The organism is Microbacterium sp. LWH7-1.2, from assembly GCF_038397755.1.
GTDB lineage: Bacteria > Actinomycetota > Actinomycetes > Actinomycetales > Microbacteriaceae > Microbacterium.
In genome coordinates, this window is the sequence record NZ_CP151637.1 from 444,659 (window position 1) to 464,536 (window position 19,878).

20 protein-coding genes are annotated in these 19,878 nt (G+C 66.7%); 11 read left to right on the forward strand and 9 right to left on the reverse strand.

Annotated elements, in window-relative coordinates:
• The first annotated feature begins 96 nt into the window (after nt 1–96).
• Nucleotides 97–450: a cupin domain-containing protein gene (locus tag MRBLWH7_RS02110; RefSeq protein ID WP_341998703.1), complete on the forward strand. Its 354-nt coding sequence runs from the start codon at nt 97–99 to the stop codon at nt 448–450.
• Here the strand turns inward: MRBLWH7_RS02110 and MRBLWH7_RS02115 are convergent.
• The 4 genes from MRBLWH7_RS02115 to MRBLWH7_RS02130 form a co-directional block, all read right to left on the reverse strand.
• Nucleotides 447–1,637, reverse strand: coding sequence for an ROK family transcriptional regulator (locus MRBLWH7_RS02115; protein WP_341998705.1), 1,191 nt, complete (start codon nt 1,635–1,637; stop codon nt 447–449). The genes MRBLWH7_RS02110 and MRBLWH7_RS02115 overlap by 4 nt on opposite strands.
• Nucleotides 1,634–2,614 (reverse strand): phosphotransferase, encoded by a 981-nt coding sequence (locus MRBLWH7_RS02120; protein WP_341998707.1) that lies wholly within the window; start codon nt 2,612–2,614, stop codon nt 1,634–1,636. Before MRBLWH7_RS02120 ends, MRBLWH7_RS02115 begins: the two co-directional genes overlap by 4 nt.
• 112 nt (nt 2,615–2,726) lie before the next feature.
• Entirely contained in the window at nt 2,727–4,016 is a 1,290-nt protein-coding gene (locus MRBLWH7_RS02125) for an aspartate aminotransferase family protein (protein ID WP_341998709.1), read from the reverse strand.
• 135 nt (nt 4,017–4,151) lie between these two features.
• Entirely contained in the window at nt 4,152–4,826 is a 675-nt protein-coding gene (locus tag MRBLWH7_RS02130) for a haloacid dehalogenase type II (protein WP_341998711.1), read from the reverse strand.
• 392 nt (nt 4,827–5,218) lie between these two features.
• Between MRBLWH7_RS02130 and MRBLWH7_RS02135 the strand changes: the two genes are divergently transcribed.
• From MRBLWH7_RS02135 to MRBLWH7_RS02155, 5 genes are all read left to right on the forward strand, one after another.
• On the forward strand, nt 5,219–6,160 hold the full coding sequence (locus tag MRBLWH7_RS02135) for an ABC transporter substrate-binding protein (RefSeq protein WP_341998713.1): 942 nt from the start codon (nt 5,219–5,221) through the stop codon (nt 6,158–6,160).
• A gap of 46 nt (nt 6,161–6,206) precedes the next feature.
• Entirely contained in the window at nt 6,207–7,139 is a 933-nt protein-coding gene (locus tag MRBLWH7_RS02140; protein ID WP_341998716.1) for an amino acid ABC transporter permease, read from the forward strand.
• Nucleotides 7,136–7,903 (forward strand): amino acid ABC transporter ATP-binding protein, encoded by a 768-nt coding sequence (locus tag MRBLWH7_RS02145; protein WP_341998719.1) that lies wholly within the window; start codon nt 7,136–7,138, stop codon nt 7,901–7,903. Before MRBLWH7_RS02140 ends, MRBLWH7_RS02145 begins: the two co-directional genes overlap by 4 nt.
• Before the next feature lie 201 nt (nt 7,904–8,104).
• Nucleotides 8,105–9,286, forward strand: a complete 1,182-nt coding sequence (gene solA / locus MRBLWH7_RS02150; protein WP_341998721.1) for an N-methyl-L-tryptophan oxidase — start codon at nt 8,105–8,107, stop codon at nt 9,284–9,286.
• Nucleotides 9,287–9,343: 57 nt separating this feature from the next.
• A complete protein-coding gene (locus tag MRBLWH7_RS02155; RefSeq protein ID WP_341998723.1) occupies nt 9,344–10,018 on the forward strand; it encodes a haloacid dehalogenase type II in 675 nt (224 codons plus the stop codon).
• A gap of 609 nt (nt 10,019–10,627) precedes the next feature.
• On the opposite strand, the gene MRBLWH7_RS02160 is transcribed toward MRBLWH7_RS02155, so the two are convergent.
• The 5 genes from MRBLWH7_RS02160 to MRBLWH7_RS02180 form a co-directional block, all read right to left on the reverse strand.
• Entirely contained in the window at nt 10,628–11,362 is a 735-nt protein-coding gene (locus MRBLWH7_RS02160; RefSeq protein ID WP_341998726.1) for an SDR family NAD(P)-dependent oxidoreductase, read from the reverse strand.
• 4 nt (nt 11,363–11,366) lie between these two features.
• Nucleotides 11,367–12,482, reverse strand: coding sequence for an alanine racemase (locus MRBLWH7_RS02165; protein ID WP_341998728.1), 1,116 nt, complete (start codon nt 12,480–12,482; stop codon nt 11,367–11,369).
• 87 nt (nt 12,483–12,569) lie between these two features.
• Complete coding sequence (locus MRBLWH7_RS02170; protein ID WP_341998730.1) at nt 12,570–13,046, reverse strand: RidA family protein; 477 nt, start codon at nt 13,044–13,046, stop codon at nt 12,570–12,572.
• The gene (locus tag MRBLWH7_RS02175; RefSeq protein WP_341998732.1) at nt 13,043–13,792 is read right to left on the reverse strand and encodes a GntR family transcriptional regulator; all 750 of its coding nucleotides are present in this window, start codon (nt 13,790–13,792) and stop codon (nt 13,043–13,045) included. Before MRBLWH7_RS02175 ends, MRBLWH7_RS02170 begins: the two co-directional genes overlap by 4 nt.
• A 31-nt stretch (nt 13,793–13,823) precedes the next feature.
• Nucleotides 13,824–14,504 carry a haloacid dehalogenase type II gene (locus MRBLWH7_RS02180; RefSeq protein ID WP_341998733.1) on the reverse strand — a complete coding sequence of 227 codons (681 nt, stop codon included), beginning with the start codon at nt 14,502–14,504 and terminating at the stop codon, nt 13,824–13,826.
• Between the two features lie 141 nt (nt 14,505–14,645).
• Here MRBLWH7_RS02180 and MRBLWH7_RS02185 point away from each other — a divergent pair, with 141 nt between their 5' ends.
• From MRBLWH7_RS02185 to MRBLWH7_RS02205, 5 genes are all read left to right on the forward strand, one after another.
• Nucleotides 14,646–15,923 carry an FAD-binding oxidoreductase gene (locus MRBLWH7_RS02185; RefSeq protein WP_341998734.1) on the forward strand — a complete coding sequence of 426 codons (1,278 nt, stop codon included), beginning with the start codon at nt 14,646–14,648 and terminating at the stop codon, nt 15,921–15,923.
• Nucleotides 15,924–16,227: 304 nt separating this feature from the next.
• The gene (locus MRBLWH7_RS02190) at nt 16,228–17,427 is read left to right on the forward strand and encodes a substrate-binding domain-containing protein (RefSeq protein WP_341998736.1); all 1,200 of its coding nucleotides are present in this window, start codon (nt 16,228–16,230) and stop codon (nt 17,425–17,427) included.
• Between the two features lie 19 nt (nt 17,428–17,446).
• Nucleotides 17,447–18,259 (forward strand): ABC transporter ATP-binding protein, encoded by an 813-nt coding sequence (locus MRBLWH7_RS02195; protein ID WP_341998738.1) that lies wholly within the window; start codon nt 17,447–17,449, stop codon nt 18,257–18,259.
• Entirely contained in the window at nt 18,256–18,996 is a 741-nt protein-coding gene (locus MRBLWH7_RS02200) for an ABC transporter ATP-binding protein (protein WP_341998740.1), read from the forward strand. Before MRBLWH7_RS02195 ends, MRBLWH7_RS02200 begins: the two co-directional genes overlap by 4 nt.
• Complete coding sequence (locus MRBLWH7_RS02205; RefSeq protein ID WP_341998742.1) at nt 18,993–19,868, forward strand: branched-chain amino acid ABC transporter permease; 876 nt, start codon at nt 18,993–18,995, stop codon at nt 19,866–19,868. Before MRBLWH7_RS02200 ends, MRBLWH7_RS02205 begins: the two co-directional genes overlap by 4 nt.
• The last annotated feature ends 10 nt before the right edge of the window (nt 19,869–19,878 follow it).

A 19,878-nucleotide genomic window follows, 5' to 3' on the forward strand; every position in this document is an offset into this window, starting at 1 on the left:
GCGATGTCCGTCCGACTCGTCAGACCGCGGTGTCATTCACGCTAAGATAGCAGTATTGTTGATTGTTGACAATAATTCATCCTCAGGAGGAAAACCATGACCGAAGCCGTCATCCTCAGCGATGCCTTCACCGCCCCGATCCAGCCTCACCGGGCCAAGCTCACGTCGACCACACCCGGGCAGACCGAGGCGTCAGCGGAAGTCTGGGGGGCGGACGGCCTCCGGACGGGGATCTGGGAGGTGACACCGGGCACCTTCACGAGCACGCGCGACGGCTTCCACGAGGTTTGCCAGATCCTGAGTGGGCGAGCGACCATCGAGGAGCCGAGCGGACGCACCTTCGAGATCGCGGCCGGCTCCCTGTTCGTCACGCCCGCCGGATGGCGGGGAACGTGGACGATCCACGAGACGCTCCGTAAGAGCTGGGCGGTCTTCACGCTTCCCGCCTAGAAGGCGGGCGCGGACTGCTCGGCAGGTTCGCCGCGACGACGTGCTTCGAGCACCGCGTCGCGTATGCGCTCCCGAGCCAACGCCAGGCCCGCGTAGACGGCGCCTCGAGCCGTCGACAGGCCGAGGACGTGGGTCACCGCCTTGATCTCTGGGGTTGTCGGATGCTTCTTGCCGAGCCTCTCTCGCAGCTCGGGTCGTACCTCGTCGACGAGCGGGCCCAATCGGCCGACGAAGTAGACCGACTCGGGATCCAACGTCACGGCAACGGCACTGACAGCGGTCACGATCGCGGTGGTGAACGCCTCCAGAACTTCGGCACGCGCCACCTCGTCGTGCGATTCCAGCCAGAGATCGTCGATGCTCTGCAGATCGAGGCCCCGCCCGCGAGCGAACCGAAGCAGCCCCCCCGTGCTCAGCAGCCCCTCCAGTGTCTGGTTTTCGACCCCGGAGTGGAGAACGCCGATGTCCCCGAAGGAGGAGGTCCGCCCCCGGACGATCTCGTGATCGGTACAGCTTGCGAAGTTCACGGTGCTGCTGACGTTGAAGAGCGCGGCGTTACCGACGGTGGCGTCATCGATCATGATGCCCAGCAAGGCGGAGTTGGCATCACTCTCGAGCAGCACCGGAGCGTCGACCAGGTCTTGGAGTCTCCGATGGAGCTCGGCGCCAGCGAGGATCTTCATGGACTCCGCGGGACCGAAGATCTCCCTGCCGTCGCGGACACGGCCGGGGACTGCGACGACGATCTGTCGCAGGGGCCCTTCCGCTGATTCGCGGGTCCGGGCGATCAGGTCGACCAGCCATGAGGCAGTGCTCTCGACGCCGTGGCGGTCGAGGGTAGGGACGACCAGGTGCTCGATCTCACGACCTCGGAGGTCCGTCACCATGGCGCCCGTGGTCTGCGCGCCCAAGCTGGCACCGACCACATGGCCGGCCGTGCGGGGCACGTCGAGATACGTGGATCGACGGCCGCGGCCGCCCACCGCGTCGACTCCGCCGTCGACCACGAAACCATCCGCTCGGACTTCCTCCACGGTCCTGTACACCGTGGCCCTGCTCAAGCCCGTCAGATCGATGAGCTCGCTGCTTGTCAGTGGGGCCCGGGATAGGACCACGTCAAGAATCGACGCCTTGTTGTGGTCGCGCGACGTGGGGTTGCCGCTCACCGCATGACCGTTGCGGCTCATGAGCGGTCCTCCTGGAGCTGCGAGACCACGTCATCCCGGGGCGCGGCCATGGCCCGAGCCACGTTGGTCCAGTCATCCTTGGCATGGGCCAGCAAGTACTCGCGGCGTGCCGGAACGCGCTCGGCGCGCCAGTTGGTGATCAGCGCGCGCAGCGTGAGCCGTGCCAGTGCCGCCACCGGCAGCAGCGGAAGCTCCGACTCCCTGATCGGCCGTACCCGCTCGTAGCCGGCGATGAAGGCGGACGCATCCCGCCAGGGGTCGTCGGACGCCCGCCCCACCAGGTTCGCCATCGTGACGGCGGGATCGAAGATCACGGCGCTGCGAACCGTGTCACCGAAGTCGATGACGCCGGTGACGAAGTCGTCGCTGTGCGGATCCACGACCACGTTGTGAGGGCTGTAGTCACCGTGGATCACCTGCATGTCGAGTTCACCCAGTCGCGGATGGAGTGCGTCCTGGAAGAGCCGGAACACGTCCCGCGCCAAACGACGGTGCTCGGCACTCGGCGTGTGGTCGATGAGGCCGGTCAACCGGTGGAAATGCCGGATGTCCCACACAAGGATCCGTTGGTCGGCAGGGTGCGCGAAGCGCGCCAGCGCCAGGTCTACGCGCCCGAGCATCTCGCCCACCTTGGCGAGCTGATCACGGTCCGGGTTCGTCCCGGCCAGGACGGGTCCGTCAACGAAGTCGAACACCCTCAGGATTCGAGTTCCGCCGTCGCGGAGGTCGACGACCACGTGATCGTCTCCTTCGACTGTCAGCTTCACCCGCTGGACCGGCAACTCCGGCGCGCTGCCTTCCAGAAAACGCATCGCCGCCGTCTGGAGCGCGACCACCATCGCCTCCTCGTCAGGTGGCGAGACCTTCACCAGGTAGCCCGAGGACTCGCCTCTGATGAGGAACGTGTCGTCCTTCTCTGTGGCCAGTGGCTCGAGATTCCCGCAGACGCCGTAACGGCGTTCCAGGAGCGTGCTCACCAGCATCGGGTCGATGGGCTGGTGGGATGACCCGAGGCCGCTCTCCTGGAGGAGCCGGGGGGTGGAGCTCAGAGGCGGTGGGGCGCTCACAGTCAGTCTCCTCGCTCGACCGCTACAGCCGAACCTTCGCCACTTCGGCGAAGGTCTCCAGGAATCGGGTCACGTCGCCGGAGGTGAAGGCCAGGGGAGGCCGGATCTTCAGAACGTTCGCCGATTTGCCCGTGCCGTTGATGAGGATCCGACGATCCCTGAGGTCGTTGATGACATCTTCGGTGCGGGCACGGTCGGGCTCGAGCGTCGCCCGATCCCTCACGATCTCCACACCGATGAACAGGCCGCTGCCTCGGACCTGGGCGACGAAGGCGGAGTCCTCGGTGATCTCCTCGAGTCCGGTCCGCAGTGCCGTACCGCACTCGAGCACGCGTTGCTGCACGTTCTCCTCCTCGAGGACGTCCAGCACTGCAGCGCCTGCGGCCACCGGGATCGAACTGCCGCCGAAGGTGTTGAAGTAGCGAACGTTGTGGCCGAACTCATGGGCGACCTCGGGACGGAAGGCTACGCCGGAGAGCGGAAGCCCGTTCCCCATCGGCTTGCCCATGGTCACGATGTCCGGGATAACACCGTGGCGGCTGAACCCCCACATGGATTCTCCGAGCCGGGCGAATCCCGCCTGCACCTCATCGGCGATGTAGACGCCGCCGGCTGCGTGTACCTCCTCCGCCATTCCCTGGAGGTAACCGACCGGGTCCGTGAACATCCCGTCGCTGGTGTGCGCGCAGTCGGTGATCAGCGCTGCGAGCCGGTAGCCGTGGCGCTCAAGGTCAGTGACGGCGTCGCGCACTTGATTGCGCATATGCTCGGCCAGGGTTGACCCGGGCGGGACGAGCCGCGGGTCGGGAGGATCGATGAGCCGCACGTTCGGGCCCAACGGTGACCCCGCGCCGAGATGCGGCGAGAAGCTCGCGACTTCGCGGGTGATGCCGTGATAGGCCCAGCGAGTCACAATGATTCCCTCACCGCCTGTGTGGTATCTCGCCACGCGAACCGCGAGATCGTTCGCCTCCGACCCGCTGCAGGCCAAGCTGAGTTTCGAAAGCTCCGTCGGGAAGGTCCCGAGCAGTCGCTCCGCGTAGTCGACCAGGGACTCCTGGACGTAGCGGGTGTTGGTGTTGACTGCCGCCATCTGCCGCGCGACGGCATCGACGACATGCGGGTGGGCGTGCCCGACGCATGGAACGTTGTTGTACGCGTCGAGGTAGTCGTTGCCGTCACGGTCCACCAGGTGGGCTCCGTGACCCGAGACGAACTCGACCGGCTCCTTGTAGATGAGCGTGTAGCCGGGACCCAGCACATTGTTCCGGCGCTGGATGATCTCCCGGAGGTGCTCGGGGAGCTCGCTCATCGCATCGGGGTCGAACCGGTTGGGGTAGTTGACGTTTGCTGGACCCAATGTCGATGTCATCAATAGGTCCCTTCACTCTTCCTCGGCAAGGCCGAACATCCCGGGGTAGGGATGCCTGGCTGTCCCGTCGACGGTTCAGATGCCGAGCAGCGTGTTGAGCTCGTCGAGGGACGTGACGACCGTCAGGTCGTAGCCCGGAGGTACCGGGTCGTAGCCGCGGTCCAGCAGCACAAGGTTGCGGAACCCCATGTCGTGCATCGGCATCGCGTCATACCGGGTGTGCGACGAGACGTGCACGAAGTCCTCCGGCTTGGCGTCCAGCTGATCGAGCATGTACTCGAACGCCCCGTAGCGGGGTTTGTAGTAGCCCGCCTGCTCGGCGGTGTAGACGGCGTGGAATTCCGCACCCAGCCGCGGCACGCTCGCCTCGAGGAATGAATCGTCGGCGTTGGACAGGATCACCAGCTTGTAGTGTTCGCTCATCTTCTTCAGAGGCTCGACCACGTCGGGGTGCGGCGCCCAGCTCCGCACTCCGTCGGCGAGCCGCTTTCCCGCGTTCGGGTTGGACGCAATCTGCCACTTGCGGCAGACCCGGTCGAAGGCGTCCTGCAGCACCTGCTCGTACGGGTAGTACACCCCGCACACCTGGTCGTAACGGTAGCCGCGGAACTCCGCCACGAACTGATCCCACTGTTCGGGGGGAATCTGATCGCCCACCAGCTCCTTGGTGATCGGGGTCATGGGCCAGCTGATGAGGGTGCCATAGCAGTCGAAGGAGACGTACTTCGGTCGGAACGACGGGGTGCTCATGGGATGCCTTTCTGATCGGAGCTCGAAGGCTGACGCCTCAAGCATTGATGCTCTCAATCTCAGAATGAGACTATATCCACGGTGCCGTCCTGCGCCCGTCGCGTCAAGCCCGAAATGGATGCTGCGGGATGCGGTCGCTCGCCCTGTGCGGTGCCGACGCCGCGGTGCGGTGCTGCTCGTCACTGGCGCTCGGCGGGATGGAGGGAAACACTTGTAGAGAACGGCTCCTACCCGAAACCACCGGTTGTTGATTGTCAACAATAGCCAGCGAAAGTGCGTCAAGAATCTTTTAGTCAACTGTCGACAATCTGCAGTTGACGTGGTTCCATAGCAGACAAGAACTCATCCGCAGCGGGCGAGGGCGCCAGCTGAAGCCAATGAAGGAGAGCATCATGAGGGCCAAGAGCAGAGCACAGATCGTCGCTGCCGGCGGACTCACCGTCCTGCTGGCGCTGACAGCCTGCAGCGCCGCCTCGGGCGAAGGGGCGAACGCCAGCTCGCAGAAGAACACGGCCATCACGGCCGACACCACCGACATCTCCGAGGGTGTGAAGCCCGACGAGGAGGCCATCGCGCTGCTGCCCGAATCCGTGAAGGAGAAGGGCACTCTCACCGTGGCCATGGATCTGCACTATCCGCCGACGACGTTCCTGGCGGAGGACAACGCCACCCCCATCGGCCTCAATCCCGACATCGCCCGCCTCATCGCCAAGAAGCTCGACCTCGACCTCAAGTTCGAGAACACGGGCTTCGACACGATCATCCCCGGTATCGACGGCGGTCGCTACGACTTCACCGTGACGACGATGTCGCCAACCCCCGAACGACTCGAGGTGCTCGACATGGTCAACTATCTCTCGGTGGGCGTGTCGGTGGCGGTCAGTCACGGAAACCCGCTCGACATCAGCAACGACGACATGTGCGGCCGCAACATCGCCGTCACCAAGGGATCGAACGCGCAGCTGGTGCATCTGCCGAACATCTCCGAATGGACCTGTGAGTCGAAGGGCAAGCCCGCCATCAACGGCGTCACGCTGCCGAATGTCCAGGAGGCGCTGACCCAGCTGGTCTCGAAGCGGGTCGACGGCGTCTTCTACGACACGCCAGCCCTCGTCTGGGCTGCCACGCAGCAGCCGAACACGTTCACGGTCCTCGAACCGCAGGTCGACACACGCACGACGCACACCCAGGCGGTCGGTCTGAAGAAGGGGTCCGAGCTCACGCCGGCCGTCCTGGCCGCTGTGCAGTCGATCCTCGACAGCCCCGAGTACGAAGAGTCGCTCGAGAAGTGGGGACTCACCGCGGCGGCCATTGACACCGCGTCCCTCAACTGACGAGTACTTCGTGCTCCCACCGACCTCCCAAGGAAGTGAGACCCTCATGCGTCAGATCGACGCGACACTCAAGCCGAGGATCCGGCGCCGGAGTGTCTTCGAGTACGTGGCATGGATCGTCTCGATCCTCTTCGCCGCGGGCATCCTCTACTCAGTGGCGACCAATCCGAACTTCCAGTGGGCGGTCGTCGCGGAGTACTTCACCGAGGAGACCATCCTCCGCGGCCTGCTGATGACCATCGTGCTGACGGTGATCAGCATGGTGGCCGGCACGCTGCTGGGCTTGGGGCTCGCCATCATGCGGTCGTCGAGCATCAAGCCTGTTGCCGCCATTGCCTCCGTGTACATCACGTTCTTCCGCGGCACGCCGGTCCTCGTCCAGCTCATCTTCTGGTTCAACATCGCCGCGCTGTATCCCAACCTCACGATCGGGATCCCGTTCACGCAGTTCCAGCAGGAAGTCGACGTCAACGCACTGATGGCACCGGTCACCGCCGCCATCATCGGCCTGACGCTGAACGAGGCGGCCTACATGGCGGAGATCATCCGCGGCGGGTTCACGTCGGTCGGCAAGGGCCAGATCGAAGCGGCCGACTCGCTGGGCATGAGCGGCGCCACGAAGATGCGGAAGGTCATCATCCCGCAGGCGATGCCGTCGATCATCCCGGCCACCGGCAACCAGGTGATCGGCATGTTCAAGGAGACGTCCCTGGTCAGCGTCCTGGGGGTTGCGGAGCTGCTCCAGAGCGCGCAGCTGATCTACGCCCGCACGTACCAGACCATTCCTCTCCTCATCGTCGTCAGCCTCTGGTACCTGGTGATGACGCTCATCCTGAGCTACCCGCAGTCCCTGCTGGAGAAGAAGTACTCGCACTCCTCCTCCGTGATTCCCAGGAAGGCGAGGAAGGTCGTTCCGCCCGAGCCTGATGACGTCACGGCACCCGTCACCCTGACCGACCAGGAAGGTGTTTCACGATGAGCGACGACGGAACGATCTTCGCCCGAGGGGTTCAGAAGTCCTTCGGATCCAAGGCCGTACTCCATGACATCGACCTCGAGATCGCCTCGGGTGAGATCTGCTGCATCATCGGACCCAGTGGATCGGGGAAGTCCACCCTGCTCCGATGCATGAACGGTCTGGAGTCGGTCAACCGGGGAGTCCTCAAGGTGAACGGCGAGCACCTGGGCTACTACGAGACCGAGAACGCGTTTCACGCGCTGCCGCCGAAGAAGATCGCTGAGCAGCGCACGAAGGTCGGCATGGTCTTCCAGCAGTTCAACCTCTTCCCGAATATGACGGCCCGCGACAACGTCATGGCGGGCCCGGTTCTGGTCAAGCACGGCAACAGGAAAGAAGCATCCGCGCGTGCTGAGGAGCTCTTGACCAGCGTCGGGCTCAGGCGGTTCGCGGACTATTACCCCGCTCAACTCTCGGGAGGTCAGCAGCAGCGCGTCGCGATCGCCCGCTCGCTGGCGATGGACCCGCGCATCATGCTGTTCGATGAGCCCACGAGTGCCTTGGATCCCGAGAAGGTCGGCGAAGTCCTCGTCGTGATGCAGAACCTCGCGAAGAGGGGGATGACAATGGTCGTCGTGACCCATGAGATGGGCTTCGCGCGTGAGGTGGCGGACTCCCTCCTGTTCATGGACGAGGGGTTCATCGTCGAGCGTGGTGATGCGCGCGAGGTGCTCTCCAACCCGAAGGAGAGCCGCACGCAGGCCTTCCTGGAGAAGGTGCTCTGAGAAGCTGAGCCGAGTCGCCGCGAGCCCTGAGGGCTCGCGGCGACTCGGCTCCCTACACGGAATCTCCTGGCGATCCGGCGCCGCCCGCGCGAGCGGCTCATTGCCCGGGCGGCGCGCAGGGTCGACTGACCGGGCGCCCCAGGAGTTCCGTGACTCGAACCCGACGATGGCGTGCAAGTAGCAGCGAAAGCAGGGAAGCACATGACGGCACTCGAAACAGATGTCGTGGTCGTCGGCGTCGGCTCGATCGGAAGCATGGCGAGTTGGCAGCTCGCGTCCCGCGGCCTGCGAGTCATCGGCGTGGACAGATTCTCGATCCCTGGTCCCTTCTCCGCGTATGGGGGGGAATCGCGCATCTTCCGGAAGGTCTACGTGGAAGGCGCGCACTACACGCCGCTCCTTCAGAGGTCAGAGGAACTGTGGCGCGATCTCGAGCGGACCAGCGGAACCCGGTTGCTCGAGACCGACGGCGCCGTCACGATTTACGACGAGCACAATCCGAAGCTGGCGACACTGATCGCAGCCGCGCAGGAGCATGGGCTCGAGTTCGAGCTGCTCAGGGGTGATGAGGCAAGGTCGCGGTATCCCGAACAAGTGATCAGGGACACGGATGTCACGGTCTTCGATCCCGGGGGCGGTTACCTCAGATCCGAGCGGGCCGTGACGGCCGCACTCGTGGAAGCCGCACGGCTCGGCGCCGAATTCCTCGGGAGCCGCACGGCGCACAGCGTCGAGGCGTACGGGGACCGGTACCTCGTCCGGACGGATCATGAGGAGATCATCGCCTCTCGCGTGGTCATCTCGCCGGGCAACGGTGCCCGCGCGGTCTGCAGGGAACTCGGTGTGCACCTCTCCGTCCTGCCGCAGGTCCTGACTTGGTTCCCCGCCGTGGACCCGTCGCGGCTCCGCTCGCACATGCCCGTCTTCCTCAGGAGGGCCGAGGAGGACGGCAGGCCGGACCAGGCCAGGTTCTACGGCTTCCCGACCGCAGACGGTTGGACGATGAAGGTCGTGGGGAGCGTCTACATGGACGAAGCGGTGTCGATGGAGACGCCGCCCACCTGGGATCCGGGCTTCCTGGACTCCATCCGGGCCTGGGTCCGGGAGTTCCTTCCAGGGCTCATCCCCGACCCGGTCCGCGTCGCCACCTGCGCCGATGGGCACTCGCCGGACGCGACCGGGCTGTTCGGAACGGTGCCTGGAATGGACGGCGTCGTCGCGGCAGCCGGGTTCTCCGGCCACGGCTTCAAGATGGCCTCCGCACTCGGTGCCATCGCTACCGACCTCGTGCTCACGGGCACGACGGCCACCGACGTCGAGTTCATGAACCCCGCCAGGTTCCTCGGACCCGACGCGCGACTCACGTCGTTGGCACTGAGCTGAGCGCAGCGCCGAACCCGAGCCCCAGCAGGCGCAACCCCAATTGAAAGGACAGAAATGATGACGACCACGAACTTCCGACCGAAGTACGTCTCCTTCGACTGCTACGGCACGTTGATCAACTGGAATACCGATCCCACCACGCGTCGACTGCTCGACGGGCGCCTGCCCGAAGACCAATGGCCAGCGTTCAAGAAAGTGTTCCGCGGGTATCGGTTCGACGAGGTCACCGGCGACTACAGGCCCTACGAGCAGATCCTCCAGGACTCCTTCGACCGCGTCTGCCGGTTCTGGGGCCTGGACCCGACCCCGGGCGCCGGCGCGGCGTTGGCTGAGGCGGTGCGCAGTGGGGGTGCCCACGACGACGTGCCCGTTCCGCTCAAGCGCATGGGCGAGAACTACCAGCTCGTGATCCTGTCGAACGCCGACGACAGCTTCCTGGACATCAGCGTTCCTAGGCTCGGAGCCGACTTCCACGCCGTCTACACCGCTGAGCAGGCCCGGGCCTACAAGCCGCGGTACCAGGCCTTCGAGTACATGCTCGACACGCTGAACGCCCGGCCGGAGGACTTCCTGCATGTCTCGTCGCACACGCGGTACGACCTGATGCCGATGCACGACATGGGCTTCCGGAATCTCGTACTGCTGGATCGCGGCTGCGACCCGATCACCGGGGGATACGACTACACCAACGTGCAGTCGCTGGAGGAGCTGAACAAGCTCCTCGGTCTCTGAGGCGGCCGGAACGCGGAGCCTCTGTTCGGCTCACGGCCGTGGGGCGTTCCGCCTGAGAGCACTGGATCGGAAGGATCGATCCTAGCCGCGAGACCCTGTCGCCGGTGCGCGATGGCTGCGCTGATCCGGCGGGGAGTCCTGGCAGCGATGGAGTAGAGCGCGAAGATGTCGGCACCGGGCGTCGGTCCCGTACGTCGACGTACTGTCCCAGCTCCCCGAAGCGCCACAGGGCGTAGCCGGGATCGTTCTCGCGCAGGACGATGCGCTCCTCGAGTTGGCCATGCTGCCCGGACGGAGCCTCTTCGAGATCCGACTTCTGCTGCAGGGATCGTCAGGGTTCGGGCCGCAGAGCGCGGGCCCCTCTTCCGTGGCGACACCACGTTCCTCGGCCGCGCGCTCCGTCGGTGCGCGTCGGCGGTGTGCAGGCCGCGTACGCGCGGTCGATCAGGCGTTCCTCGAGGCGCTCTGACGCGACCCGATGGTCCGCGTTCCGACGGGTGGCCACCGGATCGTCCGGTTCGTTCGAGCCGGACGAAACCGATGCCGGCGACCGTGGCGTGGCCTCGTCGGGTACGGAGGCGAGTCCTTGCCGCGCCGGTGCTGTCGGCGTCAGGCGGCGGTGTAGCCGCCGTCGACGGGGAGGACCGCACCCGTGATGTACGACGACTCCGACGACGCGAGGAACAGGACGGCGTCGGCGATCTCCGACGGCGACGCGAGTCGCTGGAGCGGGATCTGGCTCTCACGCTGACGGCGGTACGCCTCGGGGTCGGACCTGCGCTGGAACGACGATTCGATGATCGGCGTCGCGGTGAGGCCCGGCGCGACCACGTTGACGCGGATGTTGCGTGGGGCCCACTCGATCGCCGCACCCTTTGCGAGCATGATCAGGCCGCCCTTCGCCGCCGAGTAGAGCACTTCACCGGGCATGCCGACCATGCCGAGCCGTGAGCTCACGCACACGAACGAACCCCCGGTCGCGGGCATCAGCGGTGCGAAGTGCTTCAACACGAGGAATGCGCTGAGCAGGTTGCTGTGCAGCACGTTCTTCGCGTCGTCCGCGGCCATCTCGGTGAGCGGGCTGCTGGCCTGGAGGCCGTGGTTGAGCACGACGACGTCCACGGCACCGAAGGTGTCGGCGGCGTGGTCCGCCAGGCCGGCGACGAAGGCCTCGTCGTTGAGGTCGCCAGGGACGTAGACGTCATCGGGCTGAGCGATATCCAGATGCTCCCGACGACCGGTGAGCATCAGGCGCGCGCCCTCCCGCCGGAAGTGGGAGCACACCGCTGCTCCGATTCCGCTGCCGGCACCGGTGACCAGGGCGGTCGCGTTCTCAAGTCTCATCTCATCATCTCCCCGTGGGTCGGACGTCGGTCTTGCGGGCGAGGTCTCCGGCCAGTCCGCCGAGCAGCCCACGCGCGGCGACCGGCCATCGCTCCAGCATCGTCCCTTCGGTGTCCGTCACGACCAGCTCCTCGAAGTTGTTCACGACCGGGCAGACGTGGTTCGGGACCACCGGGATCACGGTGCCGACGCTCGGGCGTGACTCGCCGCCGGGCAGTGCCGCGAACCCGTGGTACTCGTTGAGCTTGGTGAGGATCGCGTGCTTCCCGGCGATGCCGCCGTACCCTCGTTCGGCGTCGCCCTCGCGGCCCAGGGCCTTGGTGCCGACGTCGACGATCACCTGCCCGGGCACCTGGTCGCTGACCGCGGTCGCGGCGACGAACAGCGCGATCCAGTCCTCCTGGCACGCCCCGAGGCGGAGGTTGTTCAGGTCGCAGAAGACGTACTCGCCGGGTCGGATCTCGGTGATCACGCTGCCGGTCGAGAATGCGACCGTCGGCGTCGAGCCTGCGCTGACCACCTCGGCGGTGACTCCGGCGCGCTCCACGCTGCGCACGGCGGCGGTCAGGGCGGCCTCCTGGTCGTGTGCTGCCGGTTCGCGGGAACCCGGCCCGGCGCTGCCGTGTCCCGGATACGTATAGACCCCGACGGGCACCAGCCCGCGATCGCGGGCGGCACGTGCAAGGTCGCCCGCCGCCTCGGGCGGTGCTCCGGATCGACGGGCACCGCAGTCGATCTCGACCAGCACCTGAAGCCGGTCGGCGTCCCCGCCCATGACGTCGGCGAGGGCGCCGATCGCGGCGAGGTTGTCCACGCCTACGCGCAGCGATGTGTCCTGCGCCAGCCGGCGGATGCGGTCGCCCTTTGCACGCGAGGGCCAGACCGGGTAGGCGAGGAAGATGTCGTCGAATCCCGACCGTGCGAACACCTCTGCCTCGCCGACGTTGCCCGCTGTGATGCCGACGGCGCCCGCCTCGACCTGTCGACGTCCCACTTCGATGCACTTGTGCGTCTTGACGTGTGGCCGCAACTTCAGACCGTGCTCTCGCGCGAAGCCTTGCATGCGGTCGATGTTGCGCTGCATGACGTCGGCCAGCACGATCGGCGCGGGGGTGTCCAACCGATCTCCCAGCCGGTCGAGTACTCGTTGGAATCGGTGCATGGTGCCTCGCAATCGTCGGGTTCGGGTCTCGCGATCAGCGCGGCCCTACGCGGCCGTGCAGATCATCTGGATCTCGACCGGTGTGTTGAGCGGCAGACTCGCGACGCCGATCGCGGTGCGAGCGTGCCGACCGTTCTCTTGCAGCACGTCGAGGAGAAGGTCGCTGGCGGCGTCGGCGACCTTCGACTGCAGGCCGAACTCGGGCGTGCTCGCCACGAAGACGAGCATCTGCACGATCCGGACCCGGTCGAGGTCGCCGAGAGCCTCCGCGGCGACGGCGAGCGCGTTGAGGGCGGCATGGCGGGCAAGCTCACGACCGGTGTCGAGGTCGACGTCCCGCCCCAAAACACCTTGACCGAGAAGCTCGTCGTCCTTGAACGGCAGTTGCCCTGCGACGTGGATGCTGGAATCGACCCTGCGGTGGTTGTCGTACTTCGAACTCGGCCGCACCGGCGGCAGTTCGAGGCCGAGGGCCTCGAGCCGCCGCACTGCGGAATCGGTCTGATGGCGCGTTGGGGTCATCTCTTCTGTGACTCCGTGTCGAGGTGGCGGTCGGGTGGTGAGCTCGGCGAGTCGAGCCCGCCGATGCCGGGGCTGATCGAGTCGAGATCCCGAGCGACGGCACCGGGGCCGAGCGCATGGGGGAAGTGGCGGGCCACCTCCCGGCGGAACCCGTCGATGTCCCCACCGAGCACGCAGGCGACCAGTCCTTCGTGCTCGCGGGCGATGTCGTGTGCGTCGCGGTAGGAGCGATGATCGACCGCGAAATAGAGGCGTAGCTTGCTCTCCCACCCGTTCCACAGGTCCTGCAGGATGCGGTTGCCCGAGTGGTCGTAGAAGAGTCGGTGCAAGCGGAGGTGCGCATCGATGCTGGCCGGGACGTCGTCATCCTGGGCGGCCCTGCGGAGGTCCTCGATGGTCCGCATCAACGTCGGCCGATGCCGGCCGCGCAGCGCGTCCATCGCGAGTTCCCCGGCGAAGGGCTCGACCCGGAGCCGGATCGAGGCGATCTCGGCGACATCCCGCGCGCTCACCTCCACGACGAACGCTCCGCGGAAGGGTATCCTCACGACGAGCCCTTCCTCCTCGAGTTTCGTGAGCGCCTCCCTGAGGGGGGACCGACTGATCCCGAGATCCGACGCGATGTGCGCTTCTCGCAGCTGCCCGCCGGGTGGCACGTGCCCATCGAGGATGGCGGCACGCAGGACGCGGTAGACGCCATCAGGCGTGGTCGTGCGCTTCTCGTGCCATTCGAACGTGGGATCCATACTGCAGCCCTCGGGGAATCTCAGGATGCAGTCAGGGACGCGGCAGGCCGAAGAGGACGGGCAGATCGGCGACGTCGGTGATCCGCTCGTAGCCGAGCCAGTGCTCGTCGTGCTCGAACCCGCGGTCCATGTACACCTTGCGCTCGATGCCCATCACCGCCGCGGGGCGATGGTCGTACATGGGGCTCGCGGAAACGTGCACGAGCTCGTCCGGCGTCGCGTCCAGCCGCTCGAACAGGTACTCGAAGGCACGGAGGCGTGGCTTGTATACGCCCATCTCCTCGGCGCTGATGACAACCTCGAACGGCGCCTGGAGGTTCTCGGCGAGACGAACGGCGTGCGCGGTGTCGCTGTTGGTGATGATCACCAGCGGGACCGCCTCGGCCAGGCGGTTGAGCGCCTCGGTGACGCCGGGGTACGGACCCCATGTGGGGACCGTCTCGTAGACGGCCTGCGCGTCGCTCTCGCGGAACTCGAGGCCGACCCTGCGCGAGGCGCGTTCCATCGAACGGGCGACGATCCGGTGGAAGGGCTGGTAGTCGCCCGTGCACTCGTCGATCCGGTAGGCCTTGCACATCCGCAGGTACTCGTCGGCGATCTCGGCCGGCAGTCGATCGCCGAGCACCTCGCGGATGGCATCGTTGATGCGAAACCGGATGAGCGTGCCGTTCATGTCGAACGTCACGAATCGCGGCATGGTGTCGAATCCCATGAATTCCTCCCACGTGGTTGGGTCGAAGCGGAGTGTTCCGCTCTGGTCGATTGTCGACAATACGTGTAGGATCGTCAACTGTCAACAATCTTTGTTGCTCCAGTGCCGTCGCCGGCCCGGGGCCAACGTGAGGAGTAACCGATGAAGTTCACGTCCTACTGGCTCGACACCGCTCCCGCGGGTCATTCGCAGCGATCGCAGACCACGGTGGCAGGGCGCACCGACGTGGCCGTCATCGGGGGAGGCCTCACCGGGGTCGTCGCGGCCCTGCACCTCGCTCGAGGCGGCGCGAACGTCCATCTGTTCGAACAGCACACCGTGGGATTCGGCGCATCCGGGCGCAACGGAGGCATGGCGACCACCGGGATGTCGATCGGCATCCGCGCCGCTGTGGAGCGGCTCGGATTCGACAGGGCGGCCTCCTTGTACCGCAGGTACGGCGACGCTGTCGACCTCATCGAGAAGCTCGTCACCGAGGAAGGCATCGACTGTGCCTTCGCTCGCCCCGGCAAGCTGATCCTCGCGTCGAAGCCCGCGCACTACGAAGGATTCGAGAAGACCGTCGAGCTGCTGACCGACCGCCTCGGGGTGGACACGCGGCTGGTGCCCAAGGGCGAACTGCATCAGGAGATCGGCTCGGATGAGTATCACGGCGGGATGGTCGACTCCAAGAGCGCCGGCCTCCACGTCGGCAGGTACATCCGCGGTCTGGGTGAAGCGGCTGAACGCGCGGGCGTCACCATCCACGAGAACGCGCCGGTGCTGGAGCTGACTCGGCGCGGGTCGCGCCATGAGCTCGTGACCGCGCGAGGGCGGATCCAGGCCGACCAGGTCCTCCTCGCGACCGGCGCTTACACCCGCCGGCCCTTCCGCTGGCAGCAGGTTCGCATCGCTCCCGTCGGCAGCTTCATCATCGCCACCCAGCCGCTGGACGCAGCCGTGTGCGACGACCTGCTGCCCACGCGCAGGATGGCCTCGAACTCCATGAACCTCCTCAACTACTTCCGGATCACGCCCGACAACCGCCTGCTCTTCGGCGGCAGGGCACGGTTCGCGATGTCGAATCCGCACTCCGATGCAAAGAGCGGCCGCATCCTGCGGGATGCCATGGTGCGGACGTTCCCGCAGCTGGCCGACGCGAGGATCGACTACTGCTGGGGGGGCCTGGTCGACATGAGCATGGACCGCATGGTGCACGCCGGCCAGCGCGACGGCGTCCACTACTCGATGGGGTACGCCGGACACGGCGTGCAGATGGCCACGTACATGGGACGCCAGATGGCCGCGTACATGTCCGGCGATCCGGAGGCGAACATCTGGCGCGACTTCGAGTTCCGTCGCATTCCCGGGCACTTCGGACCGCCCTGGTTCCTGCCCGTCGCCGGCGCGTACTACAGGTTCAAGGACGTCGTCAGCTGACTCCGACGCGGACCCCGCACCCCGGCAGCATTGCGCGCGTTCGATGCGCAGCGCGTCCTGGTTGCGCAGGATCCTGAGCGTCGCCGCCGTGCAGGGCAGGGGCGTCGGCAATCTCGAGCGCCATGATGCGGGTGACCGATTCGCGTCTTCGTCGCGATTCGGTAACGAGGGCGGGGGCGAATGCCTCCCGACTTGACCTCCGCGCTTGGGCTTCGTAGATTGCAAGAACCTGAATCGGATCTCATGTTTGAGATCGAAGCACCGGTTCACGCACCAGATCCTTCCAATGGGGAAAGGCACGCACATGCGGGTTACGAAGAAGTTGCTCCTGGGCTCCGTGGTCGTCACGGCAGCGCTCGCCCTGGCGGCCTGCGCGCCGACCACCGAGACGCCGTCGGGCGAGGCGACCGACGGCGGACCGTCCGAGGTGACCGTCGGCGTCGTCACCAGCGAGTCCGGTCCGCTCGCCGGCTACGGCAAGCAATACCTCGACGCGTTCAAGGCAGGGCTCGACTACGCCACCGACGGCACCGGCGAGATCGACGGCACAGCGATCACCGTCGAGTATCGCGACGACGCGGGCGATCCCGACAAGGCCGTCACCGCCGTCAAGGAGCTCATCGGCGAGGGCGTCGACATCATCGCCGGCACCGCCTCGTCGGGCGTGGCGCTGGCCGTCGCCGAGCAGGCCGAGCAGAACAAGGTGCTCTACATCTCCGGCCCCGCCGCCGCCGACGCGATCACCGGCATCAACGACTACACCTTCCGCTCGGGCCGTCAGAGCGCGCAGGACGTCGCTACCGCGGGCACGTTCCTCGACGACCTCGAGGGCAAGACGGTCGCCGTCTTCGCGCAGGACAACGCGTTCGGTCAGGGCAACGTCGCGGCGGTTCAGGCGATCCTCGGCGGCGCGGGCGCCACCGTGACGCCGGTACTGGTCGCCGAAGATGTCACCGAGTTCACGCCGTTCGCGCAGCAGGTGCTCGCGGGCGCTCCCGACCTCGTCTTCGTGGCCTGGGCCGGCGCGACGTCGGGCGCCATGTGGCAGGCGATGAGCCAGCAGGGCGTGCTCGACGAGATCCCGGTGGTGACCGGTCTCGGCGACGCGGCGACGTTCGGCGCGTACGGCGAGGCATCCGAGAAAATCAACTTCCTCAACCATTACTTCCCCGAGGCTCCCGACAACGACGTCAACACCGCCATGGTCGAGGCGATCGAAGAGGCCGGGGGCACGCCCGACCTGTTCAGCCCCGACGGTTTCAACGCGGCGATCATGATCGTCCACGCGATCCAGGAGGGCCAGGGCGACGTCGACGCGATGGTCTCGGCGCTCGAGGGCTTCGAGTTCGAGGGGCCGAAGGGCACGATGACGGTGCGCGAGAGCGACCACGCTCTCATCCAGGAGATGTACCAGGTGAAGCTCGTCGCCGACGGGGGCACCTTCGTGCCCGAACTCGTCGACACGGTCTCGGCCGACGACGTCGCTCCCGCCGAAGCCGAGTGATCAGGGGCTTCGCGAAGCGATGAGCACCACAGTCCCGTCCGCATCCGTCGCGGAGTCCGCGCGCCGGGGATCTCCGCTGAAGATCGAGGGCCTCGGCCTGCAGATCGGTGGCGCGACGATCCTCAAGGACGTCGAGCTCGACGTCGCCGCCGGCTCTCTCGTGGGAGTCATCGGTCCGAACGGCGCCGGCAAGACCACGCTGTTCAACGTGATCTCCGGGCTCATGAAGCCGACCGCCGGCCGCGTCGTGCTGGACGACCGGGACATCACGACGGCGTCGGTGCCCGCGCGGGCGCGGGCGGGACTGGGGCGCACCTTCCAGACCTCGAGCCTCTTCCCGAAGCTCTCGGTGCTCGAGAACGTGCGGCTGGCTGCCCAGGTGTCGCTCGGCGGCTCGGGCTCGCTCCTGCACTTCCCGAAGCGGACGGATGCTGCCACCGAGGTCGCGCTCGAGAAGCTCGAGGCCGTCGGGCTCAGTCACAAGCGTGACGCGCTCGCGGGTGACATCTCGCACGGCGACAAGCGCAAACTCGAGATCGCAGTCCTGCTGGCCACCGAGGCGAGCATCGTGCTGCTCGACGAGCCCATGGCGGGCGTCGCCTCGGGCGACGTCGCCGGGCTCGTCGAGAACATCCGACAGATGCAGCGCGAGAAGGGCTGCACCCTGCTGATGGTGGAGCACCACATCGACGTGCTCATGGGGCTCGTCGAGAAGGTCGCAGTCATGTACTTCGGCACGATCATCGCCTACGACACGCCGCAGCGGATCATGGAGAACCCTCTTGTGCAGAGCGCGTACCTCGGCACCGGGTCGGCGGGGGAGGCGGCATGAGCGGCATCGATGCCGGGGGCGGCGCCGCCAGCGCCCCCATTCTCACCGTTCGGAACCTTCGCTGCACCATCGGGGGTCAGCAGGTCGTGGAGGACGTCTCGTTCGATGTGCCCGCCACCGGCATCACGGCGGTGCTCGGCCGCAACGGCGTCGGCAAGACCTCGTCGCTCCGCGGCATCCTCGGGCTCATCTCGCGTCGCGGCGAGGTGACGCTCGCCGGCGAGCGCATCGACGGTCTGCCGACGCACCGCATCGTGCGACGCGGCGTCGGGTACGTCCCTGAGGACCGCGAGGTCTTCTCGAAGCTCACCGTCGCCGAGAACCTTGCGCTCGCGGAGCGGCAGCGCAACCCGCGACACGAGTTCGTGGCGCAGCTCTTCCCCGACCTCGTCGCCCGTCGCGACCAGCAGGCCGGCACGCTCTCCGGCGGCCAGCAGCAGATGGTGTCGGTCGCGCGGGCGCTGCTCAACGACAACCGGCTGCTGCTCGTCGACGAGCCCACCAAGGGCCTCGCCCCGAAGATCGTCACCGAGGTCGCCGACGCCCTCCAGGAGGCGTCGAAGTCCGTTCCGATCCTCCTCGTCGAGCAGAATCTCGAGGTCGTGCGCCGCCTGGCCGACGACGCCGTGGTCATCGCCGGCGGACGCGTCGCGCACGCCGGCAAGGCGCGCGACATCCTCGACGACGAGGACCTCACCCGCCGCCTCCTCGGCGTCCACGTGGAGCACGCTGCATGAGCACCCTCGTCCTCACCCTCATCACCGGCGTCGGCCTCGGCGCCCTCTACTTCCTCGTCGCCAGCGGGCTGAGCCTCATCTACGGACTCATGCACGTGCTCAACTTCGCGCACGGCGCGTTCCTCACCTTGAGCGCGTTCATGGGCTTCATGGTCGCCCAGGCGCTCGGCACCGAATCCTGGGGATCGTTCCTGCTGTCCGTCCTCGTCGGCGCGGGCGTGGGGGCCGTGTTCGCGACGCTCACCGAGCTCGTGCTCATCCGCCCGCTGTACGAGCGGCACATCGAGCAGGTGCTGGTGACGGTCGGCCTGTCGTTCGCCGCCGTCGCGCTGTTCGAGGGGATCTGGGGCACCGACCCCATCCACATCGGCGGACCCCCGTGGCTCACGCAGACGACGGACGTGCTCGGCGCCCGCATCCCGAACACCTACTGGGTGCTGATGATCGCCGCGGTGCTCGTGCTCGCCGCGCTCGTGCTGTTCCTCCAGAAGACGCGCTACGGAATGATCATCCGGGCAGGCGTCGAGAACCGCTCGATGGTGACGGCGCTCGGTATCGACGTGCGGCGCTCGTTCACCCTGGTCTTCGCGATCGGCGGCGCGGCTGCGGGAATCGGCGGTGTGCTGGCGATGCACTATTCGACCTTCGTGTCGGCGCACCTCGGGCAGACGCTCCTCATCTTCGCGTTCATCGTCACCGTCGTCGGCGGCCTCGGCTCGCTCACCGGCGCGGCCGTCGCATCCGTGCTCGTCGCGGTGCTGCAGCAGTTCGCCAACTTCTACCTCGGCGGCACCGGCGACTTCATCGTCGTCATCCTGCTCGCCCTCGTGCTGCTGGTGCGCCCGACCGGACTCCTCGGGAGGAAGGCATGACCCTTCGGCA